A 21941-nucleotide genomic window follows, 5' to 3' on the forward strand; every position below is an offset into this window, starting at 1 on the left:
CCCACACAGGAGACTTCGCGATGCAGGCTTTCGACTGGCAGAACCCTTACCCGAGCACACGCAGCCCGCTGTTCGCGCGCAACATCGTGTCCACCTCGCACCCGCTGGCCGCGCAAGCGGGCTTGCGCATCTTGGCCCTGGGCGGCAATGCCGTCGATGCGGCGATTGCCACGGCCGCCTGCATGACCCTGGTCGAACCCTGCAGCAATGGCCTGGGCTCGGACGCGTTTTGCATCCTCTGGGACGGCCAGCAGCTGCACGGCCTCAATGCCTCGGGCACGGCGCCCCAGGCCTGGACACCCGAACACTTCTTCAAGACCTATGGCACGGATGCGAAAACTCCGCCCAAGCGCGGCTGGGGCGGCGTCACCGTGCCGGGCGCCGTGGCCGGCTGGGTGGCTTTGAGCGAGCGCTTTGGCAAGCTGCCCTTTGCCGACTTGATGGCCCCGGCCATCGAGATCGCCGAGCGCGGCTATGCCGTGCCGGTGGTGGTGCAAAGCAAATGGGCGATGGCGGCGGAGCTGGCCGACCTGACCAGCCAGCCCGGCTTCGCCGAAGCCTTCTTGCCGCGCGGCCGCGCGCCCCAGGTGGGCGAGCTGTTCAAGTTTCCGGCGGCAGCCCGCACCCTGCGCCTGATTGCCGAGAGCAAGGGCGAAGCGTTCTACCGCGGCGAGGTGGCCGCGGCCGTCGAGGCCTTTGCGCGCAGCACCGGCGGCGCCATCACCGCGGCCGACTTTGCCGCCTACCAGCCAGAGTGGGTGACGCCGATCTCGCAAAGCTATGCCGGCCATGAGTTGCACGAGATTCCGCCCAATGGCCAGGGCATTGCGGCCCTGATCGCCCTGGGCATTCTCAAGCACCGCGATCTGCGCAGTCATGCGGTGGACAGCGTGGCCGGCCAGCATCTGCAGATCGAGGCCATGAAGCTGGCCTTCGCCGATGTGTACCGTTATGTCGCCGACCCGCGCAGCATGGATGTGAGCGCGGCCGAGCTGCTGGACGAGCAGTACCTGGCCCGCCGCGCGGCCTTGATCGACCCGAATCGTGCCCAGGATTTCCAGTGCGGCAACCCGGTCAAGGGCGGCACCATCTACCTGACTGCAGCCGACGAGAGCGGCATGATGGTCAGCTTCATCCAGAGCAATTACATGGGCTTTGGCTCCGGCCTCGTGCTGCCCGGCTACGGTGTGTCCTTGCAGAACCGGGGCCACTGCTTCACGCTGGAAGCGGGCCACCCGAACGTGGTCGCGCCCGGCAAGCGCCCATTCCACACCATCATCCCCGCGTTTCTGACAGCCCCCACGTCGCCTGCGGCTCCTGCCCCCCGAGGGGGCGCGGCGCCGCCTTGGGGCGGCCCGGCGGCAGCGCCTGACCCACAAATTCCGAGTCGGGTTCCAGTGATGAGCTTCGGCGTGATGGGCGGCAATATGCAGCCGCAAGGCCATATGCAGACCCTGGTGCGCATGCTGGACTATGGCCAGCAGCCGCAGACCGCCTGCGACGCACCGCGCTGGCGCTTCAACGAAGGCCTGTCGCTCAATGTCGAGCCGCACATGCCGCCGGCCACGGTGGCCGGCCTGCGCGAGCTGGGCCATCAGATTGGCGACATCCACGACAGTTATCAAGACTTCGGCGCCGGCCAATTCATCTGGCGCCTGGGCGACCCGGCGGTGGAAGGCTATGTGGCCGCCAGCGACCCGCGCCGCGACGGCGCCGCGGTGGGCTTCTGAAGCGAGGGTCAGGTCTTGCCTGCGTGCCGACCATGCCTGGCCTGATCGAGCGCCTGTCCCTGGGTTGGCAGACCGATCTGATCTTTGCCCGCTTCGACGGGCAGATGATCGAGCGGCCCGATTGCCTGGTGCTGCGCATGCCCGGCAACCCGCTGTTCTACTGGGGCAATGCCTTGATCCTGCCCGAGCCGCCGCGCGATACCGAGCTGACGCATTGGCTGCAGCGCTTTGAAGAGGAGGTGGGCCAGCACACGCGCGAATCCGGCCATGTGGCCATCGGTTTTGATGCGGCCGCGCCGCATGAGCCGCTCCTGAGCTGGGCAGCGGCCGGCTTCGAGATCTTTGGCAGCGCCACCCTGGCCGTCACGGCCGCGGCCTGGCGCCGCCCGCAGCGAGCTTTGGCGCCCGAGTTCCACATCCGCGCGCTGGACCTGACGCAGGAGGGTGAACTGGCCGCCGTGCTCGATCTGCAGTGCGAAAGCAATGACGCGGGCTACGAGCCCTTCGGCTATCGCGTGCACCGCGAGCGCCAGATGCGCCGCTATGCCGCGATGCAGGCGGCCGGTCTGGGTTCCTGGTTCGCTGTCTTCGCAGGCGAGCAGCTGGTGGCCGATTGCGGCCTGTTCCGGGCCGCGCAACTCGGCCGGCCCGAGCTGGGCCGCTTTCAGCATGTCGGCACGCACCCGGCCTGGCGGCGCCGCGGCCTGTGCACGGCCTTGATCGATGCGGTGGTGGGGCAGGGCTTGCAGACGTGGGGGCTGGAGCGCCTGGTCATGTGCGCCGACCCGGACGATGTGGCCATCGGCATCTACGAATCGCTGGGTTTTTCGCGTGCGCTGGCCGGCGATGTACGGGCCATCTGCGCGCAGAGAAGACCGACCCGGGATCAGGCGCCGAATCAGCGTTGAGGGTTCGCGCTGCGCCCCCGAGCTGCAGGGGGCGTGACCCCACGCACTTGCCCGGCCTCATGGCCCGCTGTTAGCATGGCCGCTCTTGATACAGATCAGACCATGACCAAGCTCCTCGACCGCACCCGACGACGCACACCCCGTGCGGCGCTCGCCTGCGCGCGAGTCGCAGCCTGGCCCCAGGCTGCCGCCGACTGCCCGCATTGACGCGGCGCTGCTTCGGTTGACCCCTCTCCTCGGTGAGCCGCCGTGCCTTTGATTTGCCGGCCTGCTGCTTCGCTTCCAGCTCACCCTGTTCCGCCTTTGTCTCTTGTTTGTTTCTCGCATTTCGCCGCCAGGGCGGAATGTCCTGCTTGTGCTTCGGCTCCCGCCCTGCGCGTGGTGAGCCGCACACCGGGAACCGTTTCGGAGTGTGTTTCTCATGGCTACCCGCTTTTTTGCATCCTTGTCGCGCCCCGGCCTCTGGCCGGGCTTGCTGTTCGAGCGAATGCGCCGCCTGCTGACCCTGCCGCCTGGCGATCTGCTGCGTGACGCGATCTACCGCCGGCTCTGGACTTCTATCCTGATCAGCTCCCTGGGCGGGCAGATCACGATGCTGGCCCTGCCGCTGACGGCGGCCGTGCTGCTCAATGCCAGCCCCACGCAGATGGGCTTGCTGACCTCGATGGAGATCGCGCCCTTTGTGCTGTTCTCGTTGCCAGGTGGTGTCTGGCTGGACCGCGTGCGCAAGCTGCCCGTCTATATCTTCGGTGAGGCTTTTCTGGGCCTGGCCGTGGCCACCGTGCCCCTGGCTGCCTGGATGGGCTGGCTCACCATGACTTGGCTGTATGTGGTCGGCTTTGTGCTCGGCACGGTCTACACCATCGCTGGCAGTGCCTCGCAAATTGTGCTGACCCAGGTGGTCAGCCGCGACCGCCTGGTCGAGGCCCATGCCAAGAATGCGCTCGCCTCCAGCGGCGCCGAAGTGGCCGGCCCCGGCGTGGCCGGAGTGCTGATCAAGCTCTTGGGTGCGCCCATGGCCCTGGCGGTGGATGCCGTGCTGGTGCTGTTCTCGGCCCTGATCCTGCGTGGCATCAAGGTGCAGGAGCAGCTGACGCCGAGCGGGCAGGCAGATTTCTGGCGCGACCTCAAGGCCGGCGTTCAGTTCGTGCGCGAGCGTGCGCTGCTGGTCAGCCTGGCCTGCACGGTGGGCAGCTGGCAGCTTTGCTACAACGCCGCGCAGGTGGTGCAGATCCTGTTTGCCACCCGCAGCTTGGGGCTGAGCGCGCAAGAGGTGGGCCTGAGCTATGTGGCCCTGGGCGCCGGCACGGTGCTGGCCAGTGTGTTCGGCCACCGCATCAGTGCCAAGGTCGGGCCGGGCCCTTGCCTGGTGCTGGGCGTGGCCAGCTCGGGTTTCGGCTGGCTGCTCCTCGGATTGATGCCGGCCAATGCCTGGGGTGTGGCGGCTTTTGCTTTCATGCTCTTCATGTTCGGCGTCGGTGCGGTGCTGATCTTCATCAACTTCCTGTCCCTGCGCCAAGCGGTGACGCCGGCGCCCATGCTGGGCCGCATGACCAGCACCATGCGCTGGTTGATCCTGATTCCAGCCGGCCCGGGTGCGCTGCTGGGCGGCTGGCTCGGTGAGCATGTGGGCCTGCGTTCCTCGCTGCTCTTCGCCGGTGTGGGCGCGCTCTGCCTGGCCTTGATCGCCTGGCGCCACCCGGTCATTCGCGATGTGCGCGAGCTGCCCAAGGCCGAGGATCTGGAAGACCAGAACCCGCAAGGCGTGGCCGGCGCCAGCGGCCTGGCGTTGGACCTGGGGCCGAACAAATGAGCGAGGCAAGACCTGACCCCGCTGTTTCTGGGTCGGCGGTGCCCGACCCCATCCTGATCGAGGTCCCCGAGACGATCAGCACCGAGCGCCTGCTGCTGGCCGCGCCGCGGCCCGGCATCGGCCCGGCGCTGAGCGTGGCCGTGGCCGAGTCCATCGGCCTGCTCAGCCCCTGGATGCCCTGGGCCCAGCAGGTGCCCAGCTTTGAAGAATCTGAAGCGGTGGCACGCCGCCAGCAGGCCGACTTCATCGCCCGCCGCGATCTTTGCTACCAGATCTACGACCGCGCGCCCGAAGGCCGCCGCCTGCTCGGCGGCACCGGCTTGCACCGCATGGACTGGACCGTGCGCCGCTTCGAGATCGGTTACTGGCTGCGCGCCAGCGCCCAGGGCCAGGGCTTCATGAGCGAGGCCGTGATGGCCCTGAGCCACATGGCCTTCGAGCAGCTGCGTGCTCGCCGGGTCGAGATCCGCATGGATGAAGGCAACCTCGCCAGCCGCGCCGTGGCGGAGCGCTGCGGCTTTGAGCTCGAAGGCATCTTGCGCTGCGACAGCCTGTCGCCGCAGGGGGAGCCGAGGAACACTTGCGTGTACGCACGCCTGGGCCTGTGATCGATGAGCGCTTCGGAATCGATCCGTTTTGACATGAGTGGCCCGCCAGACGCCGCGGCCTTTCAGCGGCTGTACGACAGCACCGGCTGGGCCGGAGGCGTGGAGCGGGAACCTTTGTTTTATGCGCGCGCCCTGGCGGGTTCCTGGGCGCAGTGTGCGGCCTATGCCGGTGAGGAGCTGGTGGGCTTCGGTCGGGTGATCTCGGATGGGGTTCTGCACGCCTTCATCACCGAGATGATCGTGCTGCCACCCTGGCAGGGACAGGGCCTGGGTGCGCAGCTGCTCGATCGCCTGGTTCAACATTGCCTGCAGCAGGGCTTGCGCGACATCCAGCTCTTCTGCGCCGAGGGCAAGCAAGCCTTTTACGAGAAGGGCGGTTTCACGCCGCGGCTGCCGGGCCGACCGGGCATGCAGTACACGCGATGTGCTGAGGCCTCCGAATCGCCCGTATCGCCAGCATCGCCTGAATAGCCCCGGCCCAGCGCGGCCATGCCCGCGAACCTATGCTGCGCGCTGAGCGCTTCAAGGACCCGCAGGCATGGACGACGACACGATAGGCAAGAGCTGGCACCGGCCCTCGCGGGCCCATGGCCATGAACTGCGGGCGCCTGAGTCAGCCACCGAGCCCAGCCTGGCCGCTGCGCGGGCGCGCATCGCGGTGGTTGACCCGGCGGCGTATGCGCGCAGTCGCAATGCACTTGACGGCGCGGTCACCGGTTTGTCGCCCTACCTCACCCATGGCTTGGTGAGCCTGGCCGAGGTCCTGGCCGGCGTGCAGCAGCGCCATGCGCTGGAGGTGCAGCACAAGCTGGTGTTCGAGCTCGGCTGGCGCGCTTACTTTCGCCACGTCTGGCAGCACCGGGGCGAGGCGATTTTTGCCTCGCTGCACGAAGGGCCTCTGCCCGATGCGGCCTATGCCCGCGAGCTGCCGGCCGATGTGCGCGAGGCCCGCACTGGTGTGCCGGTGATCGACCAGGCGGTTCGCACGCTCTACGAGACCGGCCTGCTGCACAACCACGCGCGCATGTGGCTGGCCAGCTATCTGGTCCATGTGCGCAAGATCCACTGGCGCAGCGGCGCCGACTGGCTCTACGGCCATTTGCTCGACGGTGATCTGGCCAGCAACCACCTGAGCTGGCAATGGGTGGCCGGCACCGGCAGCCGCAAGCCCTATTTGTTCAATGCCGAGAATGTGGCGCGTTATGCCCCCGCAAGCTGGCACAGCCCGGGCACGGTGATCGATGCCAGCTACGAAGCCCTCGATCAGCTGGCGCGTCAACCCCAGCCGGCGCTGCTGGAGGGAACGACCGAGCGGCCGGCCCCGAGGGAAGCACCCACCTTGCTGTCCGCGCCACCCCCGGGTTTGGCGATCCAGTCACCCGATGCGAGCCAGGTGGCTGGCCGCGAGGTGTGGCTGGTGCACCCCTGGAGCCTGGGCGCGCTGCCGGCCGACTTGCCGCCCGACACTCGGGTGATCGGCCTCTGGCTGCAGGACTTCCACCAGGTCTGGCCCTGGAGCGAGCGGCGCTGGCGCTGGGTGGCTGCACGCATGGCCGAGCTGGGCGCGGTGATGTGGTGGACGGATGCCGCGGCGCTGGGGCAGGCCTTGAGCGGCGCGCGCCGGGTGCGCTGCCGCGCCGAGCCGCATCTTCAAGCCTGGCTGCCCCGCTGGGCCGAGTGCCTGCCCGATCCGGCGCTCTTTCCAGAGGTGACGCCGTGCTGTGCGTCCTTCTCGGCCTGGTGGACCCGCAGCACGCGTGGCCTCAGCAGCACCGAAGACTTGCTGTCGAGGGAACCACGATGAAGCCGAAAACCTGTGAGCCCGCGCCCAGCGATTCGCTGACCGTGCTTTTCGACGGCGCCTGCCCTTTGTGCCGGCGCGAGATCGCGCTCTACCGCGGCCAGGCCGAGGGTCAGCCGGTCTGCTTTGCCGATGTCAGCGACCCGGCCCAGGTCTTGCCGGCAGGGCGCACGCAGGCGGAGCTGCTGGCGCGCTTCCATGTGCAGCTGCCCGACGGGCGCTTGCTTAGCGGCGCCGAGGCTTTTCTGGCCCTGTGGGCGCGGCTGCCCGGCTGGCGCTGGCTGGCCTGGCTGGGGCGGTTGCCTGGCGTGGCGCGTTTGATGGAGTGGGCTTACCTTGGTTTCTTGCGCGTGCGGCCGGCCGTGCAGCGGGGATTTCGGCGCTGGAAGCCCGACTGAAGCGCGCTGGCATGCTCAGTCGCCGGGCGCGAAGCGATCCACCGCGTCGGTGATGATGCCGTCCACCCCGTTGGCCCGCAGCCAGGCCACGACCGATTCGTCGTTGGCGGTGTAGACCAGGGCCTTCATGCCGGCCGCGTGGATGGCTTGCACGCGCGCCGCGTCCATCAGGCGGTAGTTGGTGATGACGGCCACGCAGCCCAGGCTTTGCGCCTCGTCAAGCCAGCTTTCGCGCGGGCTGTCGAGCAAGAGTCCGCGCGGCACGCCGGGGGCAGTCTCGCGGGCACCTTCCAGGGCGACGGGCTCGAAAGAGCTGAGCAGGGGTAAGTGCGCCTCCACACCGCCCCAAAGCCGCAGCACTTCGCGGCCCACGACCTGGCCGGTCAGGCGCTCCTGGCCCGGCGTCGGTTTGAGTTCCAGATTGAGGCCAAAGCGGTTGGCTTGGACGAAGCGGGCCACGGCCTCCAGGCTGGCCAGGGGCTCGCCCGCATGAGCGCGGCTGTGCCAACTGCCAGCGTCCAGGCGGCTCAGGTCCGACCAGCTCTGCGCGCTGGCCAGGCCCGAGCCCGTGCTGGTGCGGCGCAGGCTGCTGTCGTGCAGCAGGAAGGGAACGCCGTCCAGGCTCAGCTTCACATCGCACTCAAAAGCCCGGTAGCCATGGGCGGCACCGAGGCGGAAGGCGGCCAGGGTGTTCTCGGGTGCCAGCTTGCCGGCGCCGCGGTGGGCGATCCAGAAGGGCAGGGGCCAGGCGGGCGTGGACGCGATGTTCATGGCAGCGGATTCAGCTGAGGGCGACACGATGTTAGCCCTGGAGAGGGCGCTCCAGTCGCAAGGCCAATCGCCGCCGGAGGGCAGGGCAAATGCTGCGCTGCGGTACGATCACGGCCCGAGCGTGCAAGGCCCGGCCGCGCGATCCGCCGGCGGTTGCCGGTGTGGCGCAGGGCCGGCCCTGACAGGCCTGGGCCACAAGCCCGTCGATGCCCTGGGTCCGTTCGTTCCAGCCAATTCCCCAGCCTTGTGGCTGGGCTTTTCGGGCGCCAGAGCCCGGGGGGCCTGGCCGCAGCCAACCAAGGGTGTGTCGCCCGCACCTGGCCGCCATGAATGCACCGCATCCGTTGATGCTTGAAGATCCCGCTGCCCCGAACGCCGCTGCCGATGCGGCCCATGCAGCATCCCCCCGCCTGCGCGAGATTCCCTACAACTACACCTCCTTCTCCGACCGCGAGATCGTCATCCGCCTGCTCGGCGAGCCCGCCTGGGCCCTGCTGGACAAGCTGCGCGAAGAGCGCCGCACCGGCCGCTCGGCCCGTATGCTTTACGAGGTGCTCGGTGACATCTGGGTGGTGCAGCGCAACCCCTATCTGCAAGACGATCTGCTGGACAACCCCAAGCGCCGCGGCCTCTTGATCGAAGCCTTGCAGCACCGCTTGAGCGAGGTGGAACGGCGCCGCGACCCCAGCACTGACGCCCAACGCGATGCCGATGTCGGCCAGCTGCTGAAGGCCGCGCAAGAGGCGGTGCGCCAGTTCGCCAGCCAGTTCGAGCAGGTGGCCGAGCTGCGCCGCCGCACCATCCGCCTGCTGGGCAAGACCACGGCGCGCGACAACATCAAGTTCGACGGCCTGGCCCGCGTCTCTCACGTCACCGACGCGACCGACTGGCGTGTCGAGTACCCCTTTGTTGTGCTGACCCCGGACAGCGAGGCCGAGATGGCCCAGCTGGTCAAGGGCTGTGTGGAGCTGGGCCTGACCATCATCCCGCGTGGCGGCGGCACCGGCTACACCGGCGGCGCCGTGCCCCTGGTTTGGAACAGCGCGGTCATCAACACCGAAAAGCTCGAAGGCCTGCGCGGCGTCGAGATGCTGCGTTTGCCCGGCCTGGACCGCGAAGTGGCCACGATCTGGAGCGAGGCCGGTGTGGTGACGCAGCGCGTGTCCGATCTGGCCGAGCAGCATGGTTTTGTGTTTGCGGTCGACCCGACCAGCGCCGAGGCCTCTTGCGTGGGCGGCAATATCGCCATGAACGCCGGCGGCAAGAAGGCCGTGCTCTGGGGCACGGCGCTCGACAACCTGGCCAGCTGGCGCATGGTCACGCCCGAGGCCAAATGGCTGGAGGTGACCCGCCTCAACCACAATATGGGCAAGATCCATGATGTGGAGGTGGCCAGTTTCGAGCTGCGCTATTTCGACGCCAGCGGCAAGAAGCTGGAGCGCAGCGAGCGCCTGGACATCCCGGGCCGCACCTTCCGCAAGGAAGGCCTGGGCAAGGACGTCACTGACAAATTCCTGGCCGGTCTGCCCGGCATCCAGAAAGAGGGCTGCGACGGCCTGATCACCAGCGCCCGCTGGGTCGTGCACAAGATGCCGGCCCATGTGCGCACGGTCTGCCTGGAGTTCTTCGGCAACCCCAAGGACTGCGTGCCGGCCATCGTCGACATCAAGGACTTCATGTTTGCCGAGGCGAAGCGCCCCGGCGGCGCGGTGCTGGCGGGCCTGGAGCATCTGGACGACCGCTACCTCAAGGCCGTGGGTTATTCGACCAAGAGCAAGCGCGCCCATCTGGCCGGCGCGTCCTCCAACGGCCTGCCCAAGATGGTGCTGGTCGGGGACATCGTCGGTGAGGATGCCGATGCCGTGGCCCGCGCCACCTCGGAGGTGGTGCGCCTGGCCAATGGCCGCAACGGCGAAGGCTTTGTCGCCATCAGCGCCGACGCGCGCAAGAAGTTCTGGCTGGACCGCAAGCGCACGGCCGCCATCTCCAAGCACACCAATGCCTTCAAGGTGAACGAGGATGTGGTGATCCCGTTGCCGCGCATGGGCGAGTACACCCTGGGCATCGAGCGCATCAATATCGAGCTGTCGCTGCGCAACAAGCTGGCCCTGGTCGGCGCGCTGCAGCAGTTGTTCAGCACCGCCAAGCTGCCCCTGGGCAAGAGCGACGACGCTGGCGAGATTCCCAGCGCCGAGCTGCTGGGCGACCGCGTGCAGCAAGCCCTGGCCCTGCTGGCCGAGGTGGGGGCGCAGTGGCAACGTTGGAAAGATGAGCTGGACCTGCCCCGCCCCGAGGAAGGCGGAAGTTACTTCGATCAGCTGCAAGACCACAGCCTGCGTGCATCCTGGAAGACGCAGATCTTCAAGCCCCTGCAAGCCATCTTCAGCGGCGCGGCGTTTGCGCAGATCCTGGAGGAGTGCAAGCGCATTCACCAGGAGGTGCTGCGCGGCCGGGTCTGGGTGGCCTTGCACATGCATGCCGGCGACGGCAATGTGCACACCAACATCCCCGTCAACTCCGACAACTACGAGATGCTGCAGACGGCGCATGAGGCGGTGGGCCGCATCATGAAGCTGGCGCGCAGCCTGGACGGCGTGATCTCGGGCGAGCACGGCATCGGCATCACCAAGCTGGAGTTCCTCAGCGATGCCGAGCTGGCCGATTTTGCCGACTACAAGCTGCGCGTCGACCCCGAGGGCCGCTTCAACAAGGGCAAGCTGCTGCGCCCCAAGGCCTCCACCCACGGCACCTTTGCCGACCTGACCAATGCCTACACGCCCAGCTTCGGCCTGATGGGCCATGAGTCGCTGATCATGCAGCAGAGCGATATCGGCGCCATCAGCGACAGCATCAAGGACTGCCTGCGCTGCGGCAAGTGCAAGCCGGTTTGCGCCACCCATGTGCCGCGCGCCAATCTGCTCTATTCACCGCGCAACAAGATCCTGGCCACTTCCTTGCTGGTCGAGGCTTTCTTGTACGAGGAGCAGACCCGCCGTGGCATCTCGATCAAGCATTGGGAAGAGTTCGAGGATGTGGCCGACCACTGCACGGTCTGCCACAAATGCGCCAACCCCTGCCCGGTCAAGATCGACTTCGGTGATGTGACCATGAATATGCGCAACCTCTTGCGCAAGATGGGTCAGAAGAGCTTCCGCCCCGGCAATGCCGCGGCCATGTTCATGCTCAATGCCACCAACCCCGAGACCATCAAGATGGCCCGGGCGGCCATGGTGGGCGTGGGCTTCAAGGCCCAGCGCCTGGCGCACGATGTGCTGAAGACCTTTGCCAAGAAGCAGACCGAGGCCCCGCGCGCCACCCTGGGCCCGGCGCCGATCAAGGAACAGGTCATCCACTTCATCAACAAGAAGCTGCCCGGCGGCCTGCCCAAGAAGACGGCGCGGGCCCTGCTGGACATCGAGGACAAGGACTACGTGCCCATCATCCGCAACCCGGCCGCCACCACGGCCGAGACGGAAGCCGTGTTCTATTTCCCCGGCTGCGGCTCCGAGCGCCTGTTCAGCCAGGTGGGCCTGGCCACCCAGGCCATGCTCTGGCACGCCGGCGTGCAGACCGTGCTGCCACCGGGTTATCTGTGCTGCGGTTATCCGCAGCGCGGCTCGGGCCAGTTCGACAAGGCTGAGAAGATGATCACCGACAACCGGGTGCTCTTCCACCGCGTGGCCAACACCTTGAACTACCTGGACATCAAGACCGTGGTGGTTTCTTGTGGCACCTGCTACGACCAGCTGCAGGGCTACAAGTTCGAGGAGATCTTCCCCGGCTGCCGCATCATCGACATCCACGAGTACCTGCTGGAAAAAGGCATCACGCTCGGCAGCGACAAGAGCTACCTCTACCACGACCCCTGCCACACACCCATGAAGCTGCAGGAGCCGATGAAGACGGTCAAGGCCCTGGTCGGTGACAACGTGGTCGAGAGCAAGCGCTGCTGCGGCGAAAGCGGCACCCTGGGCGTGACCCGGCCGGACATCTCGACCCAGATCCGCTTCCGCAAGGAAGAGGAGCTGCGCAAGACCGAGACTCAGCTGCGCGAGAGCGGCAAGGTCGCGGCCGCCGACAACCTGAAGATCCTGACCAGCTGCCCGAGCTGCCTGCAAGGCCTGTCACGCTACGGCGGTGATCTGCAGAACGGCCTGCTGGAGGCCGACTACATCGTCGTCGAAATGGCCCGCCAGATCCTCGGCGAAGACTGGATGCCGCAGTACGTGGCTCAGGCCAATAACGGCGGCATTGAGCGGGTTCTTGTTTGAAGGTGAACAGGTGAACAGGTGAACAGGTGAATGGTTCACCAGGCGCGCAGCGCCGCTCACCGGTTCACACCTTCACTCTGGATTTCTCATTCGGCCGACAACTTCCGCTCGCGGATCAGCCGGTGCCAGGTCTGGGTTTCCTGCTGCACGAATCGGCCCAGGCTGGCCGCGTCGCTGGGCGTCACTTCAAGGCCGAACTCCTCCAGCCTTGCTTTCACCTCAGGCATTTGCAGTGTCCGATTCAACTCGGAACTGAGGCGTGTGGTCACAGCCTCGGGCGTGCCCCGAGGCAGGAACAGGCCTTGCCAGGCTGAGACATCCACGCCTTTGAGCCCCAACTCGTCGAAGGTAGGGACATCGGGCAGCTGCGCCACGCGCTTGCCGCTGAGCACGGCCAGGGCGCGCAGCTTGCCGCTGCGGATTTGCGGCAGGCCCGCGGCGGTGTCGAGGATGGCCATGGGCACCACGCCGGCCAGCAGGTCCTGCACCGCATTGGCCGTGCCGCGGTAAGGCACATGGACGATGAAGCTGCCGCTGCGTTCCTTGAGCATCTCCATGGCCAGGTGGTGCGGACTGCCCACGCCGGGCGAAGCGTAGCTGAACTTGCCCGGGTTCTTCTTCATATCGGACAGCCATTGGCCCACGCTGCTGAAGCCGGCCTGCGGGTTGACCACCAGCAGCAGGGGGAAGCGGGCCATCAGGCCGACCGCCTGGAAATCGCTGGCTGTGTAGGGCAGTTTTTTGTACATGGCGCTGTTGAAGACCATGGCGCCGTTGTCGCCGCTGAGCCAGGTGTAGCCGTCGGCCGACGATTTGGCGGCCGCATCCGTGCCGATGCTGCCGCCGGCGCCGGGCCGGTTGTCGATGACGATTTGCTGGCCCAGCTGCTTGCTCAGCTGCGGCGCCAGCTGGCGGGCCAGAAAATCCGAGCCGCCGCCGGCTGGGTAGGCCACGATCCATTTGATCGGGTGGGCTGGCCAGTTGCTGGCGTTGCCGCTTTGCGCCCAAGCGCTGCTGCCGCTAGTGCCCAGCAGGGTCAGGCCGGTCAAGGCGACCAGGGCGTGGGTCCAGCGGCGCCGTTGTTGTTGTGGGCCGCCATGGTTCTTCTTCCTCATCGGGCTCTCCTCAGGTGCATTGCTACAGTCGGCGCATCTTAGTCAGCCCAGGCTTGTCGATATGTCTGCCTCTCTCAGTGATTGCCCTTTGTGCCGTGATGCGCTGCTCACCGCGCCTGAGCCGGGTGTGGAGCTGCTGCTGCAGCGGCCGCGCTACCGCGTGGTGCGGGTGCAGGATGCGGATTTCCCGGCCTTCTACCGCGTGATCTGGCAAGCCCATGTGGCCGAGTTCAGCGATCTGGCCGCGGCGGATCGTCTGGTCTGCATGGAGGCGGTCACGGCGGTCGAACAGGCTTTGCGCCGCCAGCTGCAGCCCACCAAGGTCAATCTGGCCACCCTGGGCAATGTGGTGCCGCATCTGCACTGGCATGTGATCGCGCGCTTCGATTGGGACACGCATTTCCCCGCGCCCATCTGGGCGACCACTCAGCGCGGCGCCGATGCCGAGCGCCTGGCGGCCTTGCGCCAGGCGCTGCCGGCTCTGGATGCCGCGGTGCTGCAGGCCTTGGAGTCAGTGCCCGGTTGATGATGCGAACGCCCCGCCGTGCCTCGTTCCATCGCGCCACCCCTGCAAATGTCGCCTGAAATCAGCCGTTCTGCCTAGCCCCTGAATGCCCCCATGGGTTAGGTTCATGCCCGGCCTAAACTCAGTAAAAACTCACAAAAACAACGGGTGGGCGGGCGAGACAAGAACGGTTGGGTCTGCCATGGCAGTGAATGTGGATGTGCCCGGCGCGCCGGATGGGCGTGGCGCGCTGGACGAGGGGTCCTTGACGCAGGCCGAGGCCTTGGTGGCCGCCGAGGCTTTTGATGCCGCGCTGCAGCACACACGGGCGATGCTGGAGCGCTTGCGTGGCCGCGAAGCCGAGCCAGCGGTGGCCGAGTTGGCCCGCCGCATCTACCAGCTGCGCGGCGATTGCCTGACACGGCTGGACCGCTTCCCCGAGTTGCTGGCCGATTGCGCGGCCCGCATGGACCTGCTCTCGGTCGACCAGGCCTCGGCGCAGCGCGCCGAGCTGATGATCAAGATGTCGTTTGCGCATGCCAATCTGGCCATGCCCGAGCAGGCCTTGCGCTCGGCCCATGTGGCCTTGCAGGACGCCCTGAACCTGGGCCAGCGCCTGCTGTCGGCCCAGGCTCTGGAGCGTCTGGCCATGGCTTACCTGTCCATGGGTGACGGCGTGGCCGCCGAGCGGTTCATGTTCGAGGCGCTGGAGCACAGCGATGCCAGCAGCCCGCCGCAAGAGCGCCTGCGCCGGGTCTCCAACACCGTGCATCTGCTGTGCACGCTGCACGATGCCTACCTCGATATGGGCCTGGCCTATCTGGGGGAATCGGTGCTGGCCCGGGCTCAGGGCTTGCCGGCCAAGGCCGAGGCGCTGCTTCCCACCGTGCCGGGGCGCTACCTGGCCTGCATGTGGCAGGCCAACCAGGCGCGCTGGCTGCGGCGCAGCGGCCAGCTGGAGCCCGCAAGGCGTTGTTTCGAGGCCTGTCTGAGCCAGGCGCAGACCGAGGGCTGGCATGCGGTCAGCCGCCCGGTGCAGCTGGAGCTGGCGCTGATGGCCGAGCAGGAGGGCGATCTGAACACCGCGCTGGGTCTGCTGCGCGCGCTGTTCGAGCCTGAGAGCCTGCGTGTGCGCGATGTGGTGGCGTTGCCCGCCTATCGCGTGCTTGAGCGGATCTGCAGGATCTTGGGCCATGGGGCCGAAGCCGAGCAAGCGGCCGAGCGCCGGCGTGCTCGACAGGCGGCGCGTCATCAGGCGGTGTTGGAGGCGGCCGCGCACAACCACCACCACGGTCAACTCATCCTGTCCACCCTGGCGGCGGCCGAGCGCCAGCGGGTCGATGCCGAAATTCAGCGCCTGCGCAGCCAGCATGCGGCTGGTGCTGTGCTCCGTATGCCGGACCAGGAAGACTGGTTCCGGTTGGACTTGCCCTGACCCTGACCCTGGTTTGAACCCGGATCGAGTTCGCCCGGGAGCCCGCGCTCAGGCTGCCGCTTGCGCCAGGGCCGCAGCCGGTTGGCTCAGGCCCAGCTGGCCGAACAAGTCCTTGGGGTCGGCCATCTGCGGGATCAGGCTCACGTCCTGGCCCAGGCCCAGCTCGCGGGCCAGGTCGCGCAGCAGGCGCAGCATGGAGTAGTCCTCCAGCGCAAAGCCCACCGAGTCGAAGAAGGTGATCTCCTGCTCGCTGGCGCGGCCCGTGCTCAAGCCCTTGAGCACGCGCCAGAACTCGGTCACCGGGAAATCGGCCGGCATCTGCTGCACATCGCCTTCGATGCGCGATTGCGGTTCGAATTCGACGAAGACCGAGGCCATCTCCAGGACGCCGCGGTGCATCTCGGTCTTGCCGGGGCAGTCGCCACCGACGCCGTTGATGTGCATGCCGGGCTCGATCATCTCGGGCGTCAGGATGGTGGCATTGGTCTTGTCGGCCGTCACGGTGGTGACGATGTCGGCGCCGCGCACGGCCTCGGCCGTGCTCTTGCAGGCGATCAGGCGCAAGCCGGGCAGGGCGCTCAGATGGCGCTGCAGCTTGGCGGTGGCAGCCGGGTCGATGTCGAACAGGCGGATTTCGTTGATGCCCAGCAGGTGGTGGAAGGCCAGGGCCTGGAACTCGCTCTGCGCGCCATTGCCGATCAAGGCCATGCTGCGGGCGTTTTTGCGGGCCAGCTGCTTGGCGGCCATCACCGAGGTGGCGGCGGTGCGGATGGCGGTGCTCAGGGTCAGCTCGCTGAGCAGCTCGGGCCGGCCGGTGGCCACATCGGCCAGCAGGCCCACGGCCATGACCGTGGGCAGGCCGGCGCGGGTGTTCTTGGGATGGCCGTTGACGTACTTGAAGCTGTAGAGGCTGGCGTCGGCAATCGGCATCAGCTCGATCACGCCATCGGGCGAGTGGCTGGCCACGCGGGCGCATTTGTCAAATTCGTTCCAGCGCAGGTAATCGGCTTCGAGATAGCCCACCATGCGCTTGAACAACTCGGCCATGCCGAGGGTTTGGGCCATTCGGGCGACGTCTTGTGTGTTCAGCAAAGTGGTCATGGGAGGTCTCCGTTGTTCTGTTGAGATGGATTCTTCCCAAGCTCGCTGCTAGCGAGAAGAGCAAGAACTGATCAAAAAGTGATGGGTTCCTGTCATTTCGATAGACATAATTGGCGAAATGGCAGTTTTGGTGGGGCGTGAACGAGTGAACAAGTGATCGGGTGAACAAAACACCCGACGTCCTCACCGCCCCTTCACCCATTCACCCGTTCACTTCTTCTCGCCCATGGACACCCTGGATCAACAACTGCTGGCGCTGCTGCGCCTCGACGCCCGCGCCACCGTGGCCACCCTGGCCGCCAAGCTCAAGGTCTCGCGCGGCACCGTGACCAACCGCATCGCCAAGCTGGAGGATGCCGGCGTCATCGTCGGCTACACGGTGCGCTTGCGGCCCGATGTCACGCCCAACGAGATTTGCGCCTGGATGAGCATCGCCGTAGAGGGCAACAAAACCCGCGAGGTGATCAGCATCCTGCTGGGCGAGCCCGGCGTGGCCGGCCTCTTCGACACCAATGGCCGCTGGGATCTGCTGGCCGAGCTGCGCGCCGCCACCCTGGCCGAGCTGGCCGATGTGCTGGAGCGGGTGCGCCTGATCAAGGGCATCGGCGCCACCGAAACAAGCATTCATTTGCAGACCTACAAAGCGGCCTGAATCCCGGGCGGCCATGTACATTCACAGCTGGCCCCGGGCTGTGGAGTTCGGCACTTGGGGCTCTGGGCGACACCTGGCGCCCGGCATCGGCTTGCAGCGTACAGCCTCACGATGAGCGAAGACTTGTTGCCCACAGATCCCGCGCCGAGTTCCGACGTCAACCGCCAGCTCGAGCTGGCCTTGCGCGAGCGCGACATCATTCTGGGCAGCGCCGGCCTGGGCATCGTCTACGTGCGGCAGCGCGTCATCCTGCGCTGCAATGGCCGCTACGCCGAGATCTTTGGCTATGCCGATGCCAGCGAGCCGCTGGGCCGCAGCAGCGTGGAGCTCTACCCCGATGAGCCGGCCTTCAAGCAGCTGGGCGCCGAGGCCTACCCGGTGATGGCCTCGGGCCAGCGCTACAAGACCGAGCGCCTGATGCGGCGCCGCAATGGCGAGCTGTTCTGGGCCAGCATGACGGGCCGATTGATTGCGCCCGACGACCCGGCGCAGGGTTCGATCTGGATCGTCGACGACATCACCGAGCAGCGCCAGGCCCAGGATGCCCTGGCCGCGGTGACGGCCGAGCTGCAGCTGATCCTGGAGCATTCCATGGTCGGCATCGTCTTCTTGCGCGACCGCCGTGTGACGCGTTGCAATCGCAGCTTCGAGCTCTTGTTCGGCTACGAACCGGGCGAGCTCAACGGCAGCTCCTCGCGTCAGTGGTACCTCAGCGATGCCGATTGGGAGGCTGCCGGCCAGCGCTGCTACGAGCCCTTCAAGCAGGGCCGTGCGTTCGAAGGCGAGATGCTGCTGCGCAAGAAGGACGGCACGCCGGTGCACTGCGAGGTGCGCAGCAAGGCCATCGACGTCAGCGACCTCTCGCGCGGCTCGATCTGGATCACCATGGACATCAGCGCGCGCAAGAACGCCGAGGGTGCCCTGGTGCAGGCCAAGGACGAGCTCGAACACCTGATCAAGAAACGCACCCGCCAGTTGCAGCAGACCGTGCTGGCCATGGAGCAAAAGGTGCTGGAGCAGCAGCGCGCCGAGGCCCACATCCAGCGCCTGGCCCATTTCGACGCGCTGACCGGCCTGCCCAACCGCGTGCTGCTGGCCGAGCGCTGCCACCAGGCCATCGAGATCGCACGCCGCCATGGCGAGAGCCTGGCCCTGGTTTTTCTCGATCTCGACCATTTCAAGAACGTCAACGACTCGCTCGGCCACCGCTTCGGCGATGAGCTGCTTAAGACTCTGGCGCGCCGCCTCAAAACCGCCGTGCGCGAGCAGGACACGGTCTCGCGCCTGGGCGGCGATGAGTTCATCCTGGTCCTGCCCGGCACCGACAACACCGGCGCCGGCCATGTGGCCGAGAAGGTCATGGAGCTGGCCGCCCAGCCCTTCCAGATCGAGCAGCACGAGCTCAATGTCACGCCCTCGATCGGCATCGCCATGTACCCCTCGGATGGCAGCGATTTCGACGCCCTGTGCCGCAGCGCCGACATCGCCATGTACCGCGCCAAGCAGGACGGCCGCAACAGCTTCCGCTTCTTCACCAGCCTGATGCAGGCCGAGGCCCGGCGTGGCCTGCAGCTGGAGAATTCATTGCGCCGCGCGCTCGAGCGCGACCAGCTCAGCCTGGTCTACCAGCCGCAGGTGTCCCTGGTCAGCGGCCAGGTGATCGGAGCCGAGGCCTTGCTGCGCTGGCGCCACCCGGAGCTGGGCGAGGTCTCGCCGGCCGAGTTCATCCCGGTGGCTGAATCGACCGGCCTGATCGTGCCGATTGGCGAGTGGGTGATGCGCACGGCTGTGCAGCAGCTCAAGGCCTGGATGGCGCAGGGCATGGCGCCGCTGGTGATGTCGGTGAATCTGTCTTCGGTGCAGTTCCGTCACAACGACCTGCCGGGTCAGATCAGCCGCATCCTCGATGAAGTCGCCCTGCCGGCCGAGCTGCTGGAGCTGGAGCTGACCGAGGGCGTGGCCATGCGCGACCCGCAGGGCGCCATCGCGGTGATGAACGATTTGCACCGCCGCGGCATCCGCCTGTCCATCGACGATTTCGGCACCGGCTACTCCTCGCTCAGCTATCTCAAGAAGTTCCGCGTCTACAAGCTCAAGGTCGACCAGAGCTTTGTGCGCGACCTGGGCGACGACCCGGAAGACCGCGCCATCGTCAGCGCCATCATCAGCATGGCCCACAGCCTGGGCCTGCAGACCATTGCCGAAGGGGTCGAGACCCTGGAGCAAATGCAGTTCCTGCGCAGCCAGGGCTGCAAGGAGGTGCAGGGCTATCTGTTCAGCCGGCCGCTGCGCGCCGAGGAGTTCCCGGCCTTTGTGGCTGCCGGCACCCGCGTGCTCGATGAGCACGCGGAGCTGTGGCATTACGCAATCTGAGCGGGTGCCACTTCAGGGCCGCGCTTCCAGCTGATGCTTGGCCGGCCCGGCCAGCAGCGGCGTGGGCCGGGCGCGCATGAAATCGGCATGGCCGGCGCCGTAGTAGGGCGAGAGCGGGTGGCCGCTCTGGCCCCCCGGCATCGACAGCAGGCCCTGGGCCTCATGGCCGGGCGCCACCACCAGGCGCTGCGACTGGCCGTGGCGCTGCTGCATGACCTGGGGCAGATTGCCGTCGCCGTCCATGCCCTCGACCGGCATGTCCAGCCAGCGGCTCAGAGCCGGAATCGCGCGTGAGAGCACATGCTGGATGCGCGCCGGATTGGCCTCGCCCCAGGTCGCCTCGGCCAGGGGGCGGCGTTGCTTGCCGCTGCCCTGGCTCATCTCGGCCATCGCCGCGTCGATCTGGCTCAGCTCGAAGGCCTCCCAGCTGCTGAAGCCCGGCGGCAGCAGATGGGCTGGGCGCAGCTCCAGGGCCTGCACCGCGCTGTACTCGAAGTTCTTTTTCCAGCCGAGGCGGGTCTTCTCGTCGCCTTGCAGTTCGTCGCCCAAATCCTTGCCCAGCGCGGCGCGGCTCCAGGCGTCCCAGAGGGCGTCCAGGCAGCGCAGGCGCACGCTGCGCGCCAGGCGGTAGCCGGCCTGGTCGGCGGCGGCCTGACCGTTCCATTGCTGGAGCAGGCGCAGGGCCTCGGCCTGGGCGGCGGTGGGCGCGGGGCTGGCGGCCAGCCGGGACTCGGCACGGCGCGCCCAGCTCTTGATGAAGCGCGCCTCATGGTCCAGCTGGATGGCGGCCAGGCTGGCTTCGTCGTGCCGCGGCCTTTCACTCAGGCGATCACGCACCTGCTGCGCACGGGCGCCGAGGTCAAAGCCACCATCGCCGATCAGCTCGCCCCAGGCGCCGGCGGCCTGGCGGTTGTTGGCCGTCCAGAGCTGGCCCTGGCTGGGATTCTTGATCACCGGGTAGTCGGCCGGCGCCAGCCAGCCCCGGGCCGGGCTGTCCAGGCTCTGGAATCTGGCATAACGTTCACCCAGGCCGGAGCCGCTCCAGAGCCGGCCGGCCACGGTCCAGGCGATCTGGCCCTGGCGGTCGGCCACCAGCAGGTTCTGGTGCGGCAGGCCGGCGCGCTGGGCCAGAGCGAGCACCTCGTCCACGTTGCGCGCCTGCAGGAACTGATCCAGACCCAGGTTGTAGGCCTCGCCCTGGTGCGCCGCCCAGCGCAGGGCATAACGCCGGCCTTGCAGGGTCTTGGCGATGGGGGCGCCGTCCACCACCTGCACGCGCAAGGCGCGCGCGGGCTCGCCCTTGACCTCGATGCGCTCGTTGAACACACGCAGGCGCTCGGCCGGAATTTCGGCCGGCAGCGCAATCCAGTCGAACCACTGGCCGTAGGCATTGGTGAAGCCCCAGGCCACCTGGCCGTTGCTGCCCACGATCAGGCTGGGCACGCCGGGCAGGCTCAGGCCGGCGGCGCGCAGCGCGCCCTCGCCACGGCCCAGCTGCAGCTGGGTGCGGTACCAGATGCTGGGCACCGAGAGGCTCAGGTGCATGTCATCGGCCAGGATGGCGCGGCCGTCGGCCGTGCGGCTGCCCGCCACGGCCCAGTTGTTGCTGCCGACCGGGGCTTCATCGAGCGATGTCGCACGGGCCAGCGCTTCCGGCTTGTGGGCCGATTTCTGCAGATTGAGCAGCTCGGGGCCGGGCAGGGGCATAGGCGGCAGCTGGCTGCCGTCAAGGGCGGCATCCCAGCGGCCACCGCGCGGGTGGAGCCAGTCGAACAGCGTGTCGCCGGCCTTCTCGCGCAGCAGGGCGCGTTCAAAGCCGCCCTGGATGCCCCCGCTTTGCAGCATGGAGAACATCTCGCCAATCACCAGCAGGGAATCGACCGGCGTCCAGTCTTGCGGCTCGGCGCGCAGCAGCAGGTACTGCCAGGGCCGCACGCGCAGGGCGGCCAGGCCGGCGTTGACGCCGCTGGCATAGGCCTGCAGCAGGGCGCGATCGGCCTCGCTCATGCCGGCCAGGCGCTCACTCAGGCGGGCGCGCAGGCGGTGCAGGCGGCGCTCCTGGTCGCGCTCCACGGCCTTGGGGCCGAACAGGGCAGCCAGCTCGCCGGCGGCCGAGCGGCGGCTCAGGTCCATCTCGAAAAAGCGCTCCTGGGCATGAACAAAACCCAGGCCGCGGGCCAGGTCCAGGCGGTTCTCGCCCTGCAGCACGGCCGTGCCCAGGCTGTCACGCGCCACGCTCAGCGGCGCGCTCAAACCGGGCAGCTGGATGCGGCCATCCAGCTGCGGCAGGCTGGCGCGCAGCAGGGCCCAGAGCGTCATGGCCAGCAGCCCGGCGATCAGCAGCAGGCCGAGCAGGCTGCGGCGCAGCCAGCGGCGCCAGCGCGGCGCGGCGGGACGGGAAGGCAGGGTCGGGGTGGCGGACAAGCTCATGGTGAAAGGACAGCGTCGGTACAGCAAGAG

Annotated in this window: 16 protein-coding genes; 12 read left to right on the forward strand and 4 right to left on the reverse strand. The window is 67.6% G+C overall.

Annotation, left to right across the window (positions count from 1 at the left end):
- The first annotated feature begins 20 nt into the window (after positions 1 to 20).
- From C1O66_RS02045 to C1O66_RS02075, 7 genes are all read left to right on the forward strand, one after another.
- The gene (locus C1O66_RS02045) at positions 21 to 1730 is read left to right on the forward strand and encodes a gamma-glutamyltransferase family protein (RefSeq protein ID WP_102766321.1); all 1710 of its coding nucleotides are present in this window, start codon (positions 21 to 23) and stop codon (positions 1728 to 1730) included.
- Positions 1731 to 1762: 32 nt separating this feature from the next.
- Positions 1763 to 2638: a GNAT family N-acetyltransferase gene (locus tag C1O66_RS02050; protein WP_102766322.1), complete on the forward strand. Its 876-nt coding sequence runs from the start codon at positions 1763 to 1765 to the stop codon at positions 2636 to 2638.
- 421 nt (positions 2639 to 3059) lie between these two features.
- Positions 3060 to 4451, forward strand: a complete 1392-nt coding sequence (locus C1O66_RS02055) for an MFS transporter (RefSeq protein ID WP_102766323.1) — start codon at positions 3060 to 3062, stop codon at positions 4449 to 4451.
- Between the two features lie 38 nt (positions 4452 to 4489).
- On the forward strand, positions 4490 to 5059 hold the full coding sequence (locus tag C1O66_RS02060; protein WP_165794423.1) for a GNAT family N-acetyltransferase: 570 nt from the start codon (positions 4490 to 4492) through the stop codon (positions 5057 to 5059).
- Between the two features lie 33 nt (positions 5060 to 5092).
- The gene (locus tag C1O66_RS02065) at positions 5093 to 5530 is read left to right on the forward strand and encodes a GNAT family N-acetyltransferase (RefSeq protein ID WP_102766611.1); all 438 of its coding nucleotides are present in this window, start codon (positions 5093 to 5095) and stop codon (positions 5528 to 5530) included.
- A gap of 67 nt (positions 5531 to 5597) precedes the next feature.
- Positions 5598 to 6863: an FAD-binding domain-containing protein gene (locus C1O66_RS02070; RefSeq protein WP_102766325.1), complete on the forward strand. Its 1266-nt coding sequence runs from the start codon at positions 5598 to 5600 to the stop codon at positions 6861 to 6863.
- Positions 6860 to 7258, forward strand: coding sequence for a thiol-disulfide oxidoreductase DCC family protein (locus C1O66_RS02075; RefSeq protein WP_102766326.1), 399 nt, complete (start codon positions 6860 to 6862; stop codon positions 7256 to 7258). Before C1O66_RS02070 ends, C1O66_RS02075 begins: the two co-directional genes overlap by 4 nt.
- Positions 7259 to 7273: 15 nt before the next feature.
- On the opposite strand, the gene ugpQ is transcribed toward C1O66_RS02075, so the two are convergent.
- Positions 7274 to 8029: a glycerophosphodiester phosphodiesterase gene (ugpQ, locus tag C1O66_RS02080; protein WP_102766327.1), complete on the reverse strand. Its 756-nt coding sequence runs from the start codon at positions 8027 to 8029 to the stop codon at positions 7274 to 7276.
- A 347-nt stretch (positions 8030 to 8376) separates the two neighbouring features.
- Here ugpQ and C1O66_RS02085 point away from each other — a divergent pair, with 347 nt between their 5' ends.
- On the forward strand, positions 8377 to 12300 hold the full coding sequence (locus C1O66_RS02085; RefSeq protein WP_243392690.1) for a DUF3683 domain-containing protein: 3924 nt from the start codon (positions 8377 to 8379) through the stop codon (positions 12298 to 12300).
- Between the two features lie 86 nt (positions 12301 to 12386).
- Here the strand turns inward: C1O66_RS02085 and C1O66_RS02090 are convergent, their stop codons facing one another.
- Positions 12387 to 13415 carry a Bug family tripartite tricarboxylate transporter substrate binding protein gene (locus C1O66_RS02090; RefSeq protein ID WP_102766329.1) on the reverse strand — a complete coding sequence of 343 codons (1029 nt, stop codon included), beginning with the start codon at positions 13413 to 13415 and terminating at the stop codon, positions 12387 to 12389.
- A 61-nt stretch (positions 13416 to 13476) separates the two neighbouring features.
- Between C1O66_RS02090 and C1O66_RS02095 the strand changes: the two genes are divergently transcribed.
- Both C1O66_RS02095 and C1O66_RS02100 read left to right on the forward strand, forming a co-directional pair.
- Positions 13477 to 13941 (forward strand): HIT family protein, encoded by a 465-nt coding sequence (locus tag C1O66_RS02095; RefSeq protein ID WP_102766330.1) that lies wholly within the window; start codon positions 13477 to 13479, stop codon positions 13939 to 13941.
- Positions 13942 to 14122: 181 nt separating this feature from the next.
- Positions 14123 to 15355, forward strand: a complete 1233-nt coding sequence (locus C1O66_RS02100) for a hypothetical protein (RefSeq protein WP_102766331.1) — start codon at positions 14123 to 14125, stop codon at positions 15353 to 15355.
- Between the two features lie 48 nt (positions 15356 to 15403).
- Here the strand turns inward: C1O66_RS02100 and C1O66_RS02105 are convergent, their stop codons facing one another.
- On the reverse strand, positions 15404 to 16456 hold the full coding sequence (locus C1O66_RS02105) for an ornithine cyclodeaminase (RefSeq protein WP_102766332.1): 1053 nt from the start codon (positions 16454 to 16456) through the stop codon (positions 15404 to 15406).
- A 226-nt stretch (positions 16457 to 16682) separates the two neighbouring features.
- Between C1O66_RS02105 and C1O66_RS02110 the strand changes: the two genes are divergently transcribed.
- Positions 16683 to 17108 carry an Lrp/AsnC family transcriptional regulator gene (locus C1O66_RS02110; protein ID WP_102766333.1) on the forward strand — a complete coding sequence of 142 codons (426 nt, stop codon included), beginning with the start codon at positions 16683 to 16685 and terminating at the stop codon, positions 17106 to 17108.
- A 111-nt stretch (positions 17109 to 17219) separates the two neighbouring features.
- Entirely contained in the window at positions 17220 to 19481 is a 2262-nt protein-coding gene (locus C1O66_RS02115; RefSeq protein WP_102766334.1) for a sensor domain-containing protein, read from the forward strand.
- A gap of 12 nt (positions 19482 to 19493) precedes the next feature.
- On the opposite strand, the gene C1O66_RS02120 is transcribed toward C1O66_RS02115, so the two are convergent.
- A complete protein-coding gene (locus tag C1O66_RS02120; RefSeq protein WP_102766335.1) occupies positions 19494 to 21911 on the reverse strand; it encodes a penicillin acylase family protein in 2418 nt (805 codons plus the stop codon).
- Between the last annotated feature and the right edge of the window lie 30 nt (positions 21912 to 21941).

This window comes from Paucibacter aquatile, from assembly GCF_002885975.1.
GTDB lineage: Bacteria > Pseudomonadota > Gammaproteobacteria > Burkholderiales > Burkholderiaceae_C > Paucibacter_A > Paucibacter_A aquatilis.

Coding starts and splice junctions, on each gene's coding strand:
- C1O66_RS02045 (WP_102766321.1), top strand. CDS start 21: ATGCAGGCTTTCGACTGGCAGAACCCTTACCCGAGCACACGCAGCCCG.
- C1O66_RS02050 (WP_102766322.1), top strand. CDS start 1,763: ATGCCTGGCCTGATCGAGCGCCTGTCCCTGGGTTGGCAGACCGATCTG.
- C1O66_RS02055 (WP_102766323.1), top strand. CDS start 3,060: ATGGCTACCCGCTTTTTTGCATCCTTGTCGCGCCCCGGCCTCTGGCCG.
- C1O66_RS02065 (WP_102766611.1), top strand. CDS start 5,093: ATGAGTGGCCCGCCAGACGCCGCGGCCTTTCAGCGGCTGTACGACAGC.
- C1O66_RS02070 (WP_102766325.1), top strand. CDS start 5,598: ATGGACGACGACACGATAGGCAAGAGCTGGCACCGGCCCTCGCGGGCC.
- C1O66_RS02075 (WP_102766326.1), top strand. CDS start 6,860: ATGAAGCCGAAAACCTGTGAGCCCGCGCCCAGCGATTCGCTGACCGTG.
- ugpQ (WP_102766327.1), bottom strand. CDS start 8,029: ATGAACATCGCGTCCACGCCCGCCTGGCCCCTGCCCTTCTGGATCGCC.
- C1O66_RS02085 (WP_243392690.1), top strand. CDS start 8,377: ATGCTTGAAGATCCCGCTGCCCCGAACGCCGCTGCCGATGCGGCCCAT.
- C1O66_RS02090 (WP_102766329.1), bottom strand. CDS start 13,415: ATGAGGAAGAAGAACCATGGCGGCCCACAACAACAACGGCGCCGCTGG.
- C1O66_RS02095 (WP_102766330.1), top strand. CDS start 13,477: ATGTCTGCCTCTCTCAGTGATTGCCCTTTGTGCCGTGATGCGCTGCTC.
- C1O66_RS02100 (WP_102766331.1), top strand. CDS start 14,123: ATGGCAGTGAATGTGGATGTGCCCGGCGCGCCGGATGGGCGTGGCGCG.
- C1O66_RS02105 (WP_102766332.1), bottom strand. CDS start 16,456: ATGACCACTTTGCTGAACACACAAGACGTCGCCCGAATGGCCCAAACC.
- C1O66_RS02110 (WP_102766333.1), top strand. CDS start 16,683: ATGGACACCCTGGATCAACAACTGCTGGCGCTGCTGCGCCTCGACGCC.
- C1O66_RS02115 (WP_102766334.1), top strand. CDS start 17,220: ATGAGCGAAGACTTGTTGCCCACAGATCCCGCGCCGAGTTCCGACGTC.
- C1O66_RS02120 (WP_102766335.1), bottom strand. CDS start 21,911: ATGAGCTTGTCCGCCACCCCGACCCTGCCTTCCCGTCCCGCCGCGCCG.